We start from the raw sequence: 6,175 nt of genomic DNA, 5'->3' as shown, positions 1-6,175 counted from the left end.
ACCCCTGCCCATTCTAACCTCTTACCCAAAAAGAAGCAGGCTCTCCAGCGTTTCCTTAGGGTCATTCACAATATCTTTAACGTAATTGGAATTTTTTTCAATTCGGTGAAGATCTTCGTGAGTCACGGTCTCTCCTTGGCATTCTCCCCAGTCCTTACACAGACGGGAAAGAACTGCACGTTGAGCAGATGAGAGCGATATCTCATGCCAGAGCTTCCTGACGCGCCGGTCATCGATTCTTTCGAGGAACCCTCTAGAAGTGGGATATTGAGACATAATAGAAGCAACAGATGTGATTTCAGGCATGGGCGTAAATGCATGAACGAGAATGAGTTTAGTACATAAACTTCAGGTCTGTGGCCAGGAAAACGAATATGAAGACTAAGGAGCCTTACGGCTAGGGATGTGGACACTTGAGGGGGCTCTCACTCCGTTCTTGCCTTGATTGTCCCCGCCTCCACCATGAGGTCCTGGCCATGAATTCAGCCCTTGCCTGGGCTTCTTTCCTTGTCTCCCCATAACATAAGCCTCCACCCTACCGTCTTAGCCCTGCTGCTGTTCCCTGGACCATGGCCAGGATTGACGTAATCGGTTGTGATGCGGGAGCCCCCGACACCATGGCGGCTCCCCAGCGCCAACTCCTGAGTTGTTGTGACTGCCTGCTGGCGCCTCGGCGGGTGCTGGAGCAACTCCAACCCCGGCCCGACACCCAAGAGGTCCATGGCATGACTCCGCTGGACGCAGCGCTGGGGTGTCTCAGCCAGCGGCACCGGCAGGGCAAACATTGTGTGGTGCTCACTAGCGGGGATCCCCTCTGGTTCGGGTTGGGCCGTTTACTGCTGCAGCTGTTTCCCTCCGAAGACCTTGTCTTTCATCCAGCGGCCACCTCCATGCAGCAGTTGTTTGCGCGGCTCAAGCGCCCATGGCAGGACGCCACGTGGGTCAGCCTCCATGGCCGTGATGCCGACTGTCTGGTGGCCCCGCTGCGGCGCCACCCCAGCGCCCTGGTGGTGCTGACGGATCCATGCCAGGGCGGACCGGCGGACGTGGTGGCCATCCTCCGTTCCACCCAGACAATCAACCGTTATGATCTCTGGTTGGCGGAACGCCTGGGGCATTCCACAGAGCGCCTGCGCCAGGTGCAGCCCGATGCGCTGCCCACGGATGTGGACCCCCTCAGTCTGATGGTTCTGCTGCGTCGCCCCAATCCCCGTGTTGCGCCGTTGCCCTGGTTTGGTCTGGAGGACGGCATCTGGCGCCAGCATGAAGACCATCCAGGCCTCATGACCAAGCGGGAAGTGCGGGTGTTGCTGCTGGCGGAGCTGGACCTGCCCCCCAGCGGGGTGATGTGGGATCTGGGGGCCGGTGTGGGCAGCGTGGGGTTGGAAGCCATGCGGCTGCGGCCCCAACTGGAACTCCACGCGGTGGAGCGGCGGGTGGGGGCCGTTCCTTTGATCCGGCGCAATGCCTGCACCGTGGGGTGTGATCCGCAGCGGCTCCATGTCCACGGGGCCTCCGCCCTGGCCGTTCTGCACAAGCTTCCCGATCCGGATCGGGTGCTCATTGGCGGGGGTGGAGATCGTCGGACAGTGCTGGAGCAGACGGCGGCGCGCCTCAAGCCCGGCGGTCGCATTGTTCTTCCCCTGGCCACGTTGGAGGCTTTTGCATCCGTGCAACGCCAACTCAAGGATGGCGGCCTGGAGGTACACAGCCTGCAGGTGCAGATCAGCCGCGGTTGCCCGGTGGGGGGGCACACCCGTCTCCAACCCCTCAATCCCGTCTTTATTGTGAGCGGTCGTTTTCCCCAGCGGGATCCTCCAGCCAATTGAAGTCCAGCACGGTCCCCTCAGTCCAGTTGCGCCGTTGAGCTTCGCCAGCAGCCAGTTCCACCACATGGTCAACGGGTTGTCCGGCCCTGAAGGAGGGACAGGGGATGGCAAGGCAGGGTCGCACATCATGGACCACCCTCACAATGCGCGCCACGGGGAGCGCCTCATCCGGAGAGCCATCCAAAGATCCATGGAGATGGTGTCGCTCCAGAAACAGCAGGTCCAGGGGGATCAGCGTATGGCGCATCCAAATGCTGGCATCCTGCTGATCAAAGCGAAACCACATGCCCCGCTCTGGCGGGAGCTGGGAGCGCCCCATCAAGCCAACGGCATACTCCCCGTGCGTGGACGGCACTTCCAGTTCCACACAGGTGGATGTTGGAGACTGGGGCTGATGATCCCCCCGCACGGGACCGCACACCTGGGCACGAACGGGAAGACTTTGGGTTGGCAGCGCCGCCTGGCTCAGGGCTGCCGCGGGGGTCAGCAGGCTCGCCAGGAGCCAGGCCATGGAGAAGGGAAAGGGGAAAGGCAAATGCTGCGGGAAGAGATTGACCTTAAATGGCATGGTGTTGGATAACGTGTCGCTGGACCCCGATACACCCAGCATGGTTGATGACACCCTCCCCAAGGGGGGTACCGTTGGTGATGAAGCGCAGGGACCATTTGAGCAGGCCCTGGCGGTCTACCAGAAGGGAGGCAGTGCCGAGGAATTGCTCCCCACGTTTTTGGACATTGTCCGCAGTACTCCCAACCACGGTGCTGCCTGGACCTGCCTGTGCTGGTTACAACTCCTGGCCAGCCGCCCCCTGGCGGCCTTGAAGTCGGGACGCATGGCGGTGCGGCTGAGTCCCCAGGATCCCCAGGCCCGTCTCAACCTCAGCCTGGCCATGCTGGAAACCAACACCAAGGGGGTCAGGGAGCAGATTCAGCAGATCCAGAAGGTGCTGACCATGGCCCCGGACCTGAAGGACGATCTGCAACAATCCATTGTGGACGGCCTGGAACGTCGTGAGGACTGGCAGGCCCTGCATAAGGTCAAGACCTGGATCTTCCCGTCCCTCGACAAGTGATCAGCAACCCTGGCCATCTCCTGCTGTCGCAACCGTGATCCCCTCCCACGGGCCAAGGCTATTACTCGTGAGCAACGGGCATGGGGAAGATTTGAGCGGCGCCCACCTCGGGCAGGCTCTGGTGCGGCTGGGGGGGCATGCCGTTGGCTTCCCTCTGGTGGGCCACGGAGAAGCCTACAAACAATTGGGCATCCCCACACAGCCGGTTACAACCCACAGCTTCCCCACCCATGGCATGGGCTACCAAAGCCTTGGGGGTGTCCTTCAGGAACTACGCAACGGTCAAACCATCGATGGACTCAGGCGGTCCATCACCGCTGCACAGATTGCCCGCCATCATGACGCCGTGGTGGCCGTTGGTGACGTGGTGCCCGTAGTGGTGGCCCACCTGAGCCGCCGTACGGCGTTCTGCTATCTGATGGCCTACTCCAGCTACTACGAGGGCAGGCTGACATTGCCCTGGCCCTGTGCCCAGAGCCTGCGAAGCGAGCGCTTCCTGCATGTGTTCAGCCGTGACCGGCTCACCACCGCCGACCTGAGCACCCGACTGGGGCGAAGGGTGGAGTTTCTCGGCAATCCCTTCCTGGATGCCGTAGGCGTCAGCGCCACGCCACTGCCGTCTCTCTCCCATCCCCGTGTCGGCCTGTTGCCCGGTAGCCGCTTGCCGGAAGCCTTAAACAACCTGGCCCTGATGCTGGCCATGCTGTTGCAGCTTCCCCAGCACCCGGACAGGGGCCCCTTGGGGCTGGCTGCAGCGCTGGTGAAAGACATTAAACTGGATCACCTGGCAGCCGTGGCGGCGCAACAGGGCTGGCGCTTGCAGCGGCACCGCCCCCGTTGCCCCGGTGCTGCGGCCCTGGAGTTGGTGCATGGGGACCTGGGGGTGGAACTCTATTGGGGGCGCTTTGCCGACGTGCTCCACGGCAGCCAGTTGCTGGTGGCCATGGCCGGGACCGCCACAGAACTGGCCGTGGGCCTGGAAAAGCCAATCCTGCAAATGCCCGGCACCGGACCGCAGTTCACACCCCAGTTTGCGGAGGCCCAGCGGCGCCTGCTGGGGCCGGCGGTGTGTTGTGGCGCGGGGCCACCGGGTTCCGTTGCCAACGCCAGGGACACGGCACGGCTGCTGATGGTGCTGCTGCGGGACGGGGACGTGCCCACCATCTGTCTGCGCACAGCCCATGAGAGGATCGGGCGCTATGGCGGCAGCCAGGCCATGGCACAAACGATTCTCGGAAGCCTGAACTGATGGGGAACCGCACCCACCTGTGGCAGACATGCAGGACCTGGATGGATCGGGTTCTGATGATCAACGTGTTTGTGGTCATGGCTGGCGCCCTGTGGTTTGCGGTGGCGGTGGCGCTCCATAGCCAGGGGCTGGAGCAGCCCCTGGGGCGCTTCCAGCAGCTCTGGACACCCCTGTTCATGCCCGCCGTTGGCCTGTTCATGGCAGCGGCACTTCTCAATGGCGGGCTGCAGTGGTTGTGGCGTCTCAAGACGAGGCGCGAACAAGGTCCTCCAGGGCCTCGGGCAGCCGTGGATAAGCAAAGTGGAAATCACGCTCCTTGAGCACGTTGGAGCGCACCTTCTGACCCTTGAGCACAACCATGGCCCCATCCCCCAGTAGGGCTTGGAGCAAGGGAGACGGCACAGGCAGCAGGCTGGGACGTCCCATGACCCGTCCCAGGGAAGCGGCCATCTCCCCCATGGTGACGGGATTGGGAGCAACAGCATTGCAGGTGCCCCGGAATGCCGGATCCGCCAGAGCCGCCACGATCAGGTTACAGAGGTCGGTGCGATGAATCCAACTCATCCATTGGCGGCCACTGCCCACAGGTCCACCGACGCCCAAACGAAACACCGGCAGCATCTTGCCCAGGGCGCCGCCGTCAGGCCCCAGCACAATGCCGATGCGCAACACCACAACACGACAATGGTGCTGTACTCTCTGGGTGGCCGCTTCCCATGCCTGGCACAGGTGGGCCAGAAAATCCGCACCGCAGGCGCTGCCTTCCGAGAACTCACCGGCGTCGCTGGTGCCATAATAGCCCACAGCGCTGCCACTGATGAGTACCTGGGGGCCGGGATCGGCAGCGGCGATGGGCTCCACCAGGTTGCGGGTGGTGGCAATCCGGCTTTGCTGGAGCAGAGTTTTGTGGTCGGCGGTCCAGCGTTTCTCGGCGATGGGCTCCCCTGCCAGGTTGATCACCCCCTCAGCCGTGGCCACATGGGCTTGCCATGGACCGGGTTGGCTGGTGTCGGCAACCACCACCTGGGCTTTGGATGAAAGGCGACGGGCCCGGTTGGGATGCCTGGTGGCGAGGATGAGTTCATGGCCGGCAGCTTCCAGGGCCGGAACCAGACCATGGCCGATGAACCCTGTACAGCCAGTGGTGAAAAGTCGCATTGCCAGCAGAAGCGCAGGGTTCTGCCCCAATCCTAGAAGCAGTCAGCACCGATCCCGATGGACGTGACTGGTTAGCATGGCGCAACCGTCACCCTTGCGCCATATGCCATGGCCCCAACAGATTCTCCACCTGCCGCCGACAAAGCCCGGTCCCCCCTGAAGTTGAAGAAAGGGAGCCTGGTGAAAGTCGACCGCCATGCCTACATGGCTGATGCCAGCCGGGCCGCCAGTGATCCTGAGCCGCCGGATTACCTGTTCATTGGCCCTGGGGAATTGCTGCAGGTGAAGACTGACGTGGTCCTGATCCGATGGCGGCCACCGGTTCCCGACGTGTGGCTCCCCGTGGAGGTGCTGAGTCTTTACAAGTGAAGGTGACGGCGCCTTTGCTGAAGGCCATAGCGCAACTGTCGGGCCAACCGCATCACCTCACGACCGTCCCGCAGATAGTCGTCCACATAACCTCTCGTGTAGAAACTGAGTTGGGACAACCCGTCCTGCACATGGCGAAAACACCGATAGAGATCGGTGGAGAGACCTGTCAGGGCAGGCGGTGCCCAGCAGCTCTGGTAAAGGGCTTGAATAAGGTCAACCCGCCGCTGGCTATCTGAAAGATAGCGGCAGAAAGCAGCTATCATCCTGTCGTCATAAGGATTGGCGGCAAGGGAACGCAACTGCCCGGGAAACGGGGTGATAATTTTGGAAAGCTGACGGTTGGCAGGGTCAAACACCAGCCGGAGCCATTGATAGGTCTCCGCCGTGGTGTGGGGAGAAGGAGGGGACGGCCAGCGGCACTGCTGCCTTCGGCTTCGGGCCTGATAGGCTGTCTGGCGCTGGTAGTGACCTTGCTGGGTCGCATCGTAGGCTTG

At 62.3% G+C, this 6,175-nt stretch carries 9 protein-coding genes; 5 read left to right on the top strand and 4 right to left on the bottom strand.

Annotated elements, in window-relative coordinates:
* Positions 1-21: 21 nt before the first annotated feature.
* On the bottom strand, positions 22-306 hold the full coding sequence (locus FLM9_RS08000) for a hypothetical protein (protein WP_143324637.1): 285 nt from the start codon (positions 304-306) through the stop codon (positions 22-24).
* Between the two features lie 263 nt (positions 307-569).
* Between FLM9_RS08000 and FLM9_RS06360 the strand changes: the two genes are divergently transcribed.
* A complete protein-coding gene (locus FLM9_RS06360; protein ID WP_074457785.1) occupies positions 570-1,829 on the top strand; it encodes a bifunctional cobalt-precorrin-7 (C(5))-methyltransferase/cobalt-precorrin-6B (C(15))-methyltransferase in 1,260 nt (419 codons plus the stop codon).
* On the opposite strand, the gene FLM9_RS06355 is transcribed toward FLM9_RS06360, so the two are convergent.
* Positions 1,783-2,439: a DUF192 domain-containing protein gene (locus FLM9_RS06355; protein WP_081340258.1), complete on the bottom strand. Its 657-nt coding sequence runs from the start codon at positions 2,437-2,439 to the stop codon at positions 1,783-1,785. The two genes, FLM9_RS06360 and FLM9_RS06355, sit on opposite strands and share 47 nt — an antisense overlap.
* Between FLM9_RS06355 and FLM9_RS06350 the strand changes: the two genes are divergently transcribed.
* The 3 genes from FLM9_RS06350 to FLM9_RS06340 all read left to right on the top strand — a co-directional run bounded on the left by FLM9_RS06350 (position 2,438) and on the right by FLM9_RS06340 (position 4,471).
* Positions 2,438-2,902 carry a hypothetical protein gene (locus FLM9_RS06350; protein ID WP_074457786.1) on the top strand — a complete coding sequence of 155 codons (465 nt, stop codon included), beginning with the start codon at positions 2,438-2,440 and terminating at the stop codon, positions 2,900-2,902. The two genes, FLM9_RS06355 and FLM9_RS06350, sit on opposite strands and share 2 nt — an antisense overlap.
* A 67-nt stretch (positions 2,903-2,969) precedes the next feature.
* Positions 2,970-4,151 (top strand): lipid-A-disaccharide synthase-related protein, encoded by a 1,182-nt coding sequence (locus FLM9_RS06345; protein WP_257243035.1) that lies wholly within the window; start codon positions 2,970-2,972, stop codon positions 4,149-4,151.
* A complete protein-coding gene (locus FLM9_RS06340) occupies positions 4,151-4,471 on the top strand; it encodes a DUF8620 family protein (protein ID WP_074457782.1) in 321 nt (106 codons plus the stop codon). The genes FLM9_RS06345 and FLM9_RS06340 overlap by 1 nt, the downstream gene beginning before the upstream one ends.
* On the opposite strand, the gene FLM9_RS06335 is transcribed toward FLM9_RS06340, so the two are convergent.
* Complete coding sequence (locus tag FLM9_RS06335) at positions 4,395-5,309, bottom strand: TIGR01777 family oxidoreductase (protein WP_074457781.1); 915 nt, start codon at positions 5,307-5,309, stop codon at positions 4,395-4,397. The two genes, FLM9_RS06340 and FLM9_RS06335, sit on opposite strands and share 77 nt — an antisense overlap.
* Before the next feature lie 108 nt (positions 5,310-5,417).
* Here FLM9_RS06335 and FLM9_RS06330 point away from each other — a divergent pair, with 108 nt between their 5' ends.
* Positions 5,418-5,678, top strand: coding sequence for an NAD(P)H-quinone oxidoreductase subunit O (locus tag FLM9_RS06330; protein ID WP_074457780.1), 261 nt, complete (start codon positions 5,418-5,420; stop codon positions 5,676-5,678).
* Here FLM9_RS06330 and FLM9_RS08220 read toward each other — a convergent pair.
* Positions 5,669-6,175: hypothetical protein (locus FLM9_RS08220; RefSeq protein ID WP_074457779.1), on the bottom strand; the 507-nt coding region annotated here is incomplete at its 5' end. The two genes, FLM9_RS06330 and FLM9_RS08220, sit on opposite strands and share 10 nt — an antisense overlap.

It is taken from the genome of Candidatus Synechococcus spongiarum, from assembly GCF_900047545.1.
In the GTDB taxonomy this organism is placed as follows: domain Bacteria; phylum Cyanobacteriota; class Cyanobacteriia; order PCC-6307; family Cyanobiaceae; genus Synechococcus_B; species Synechococcus_B spongiarum_C.
The sequence above is the reverse complement of the archived record's forward strand: the minus strand, read 5'-3'. Positions and strand labels throughout refer to the sequence as shown.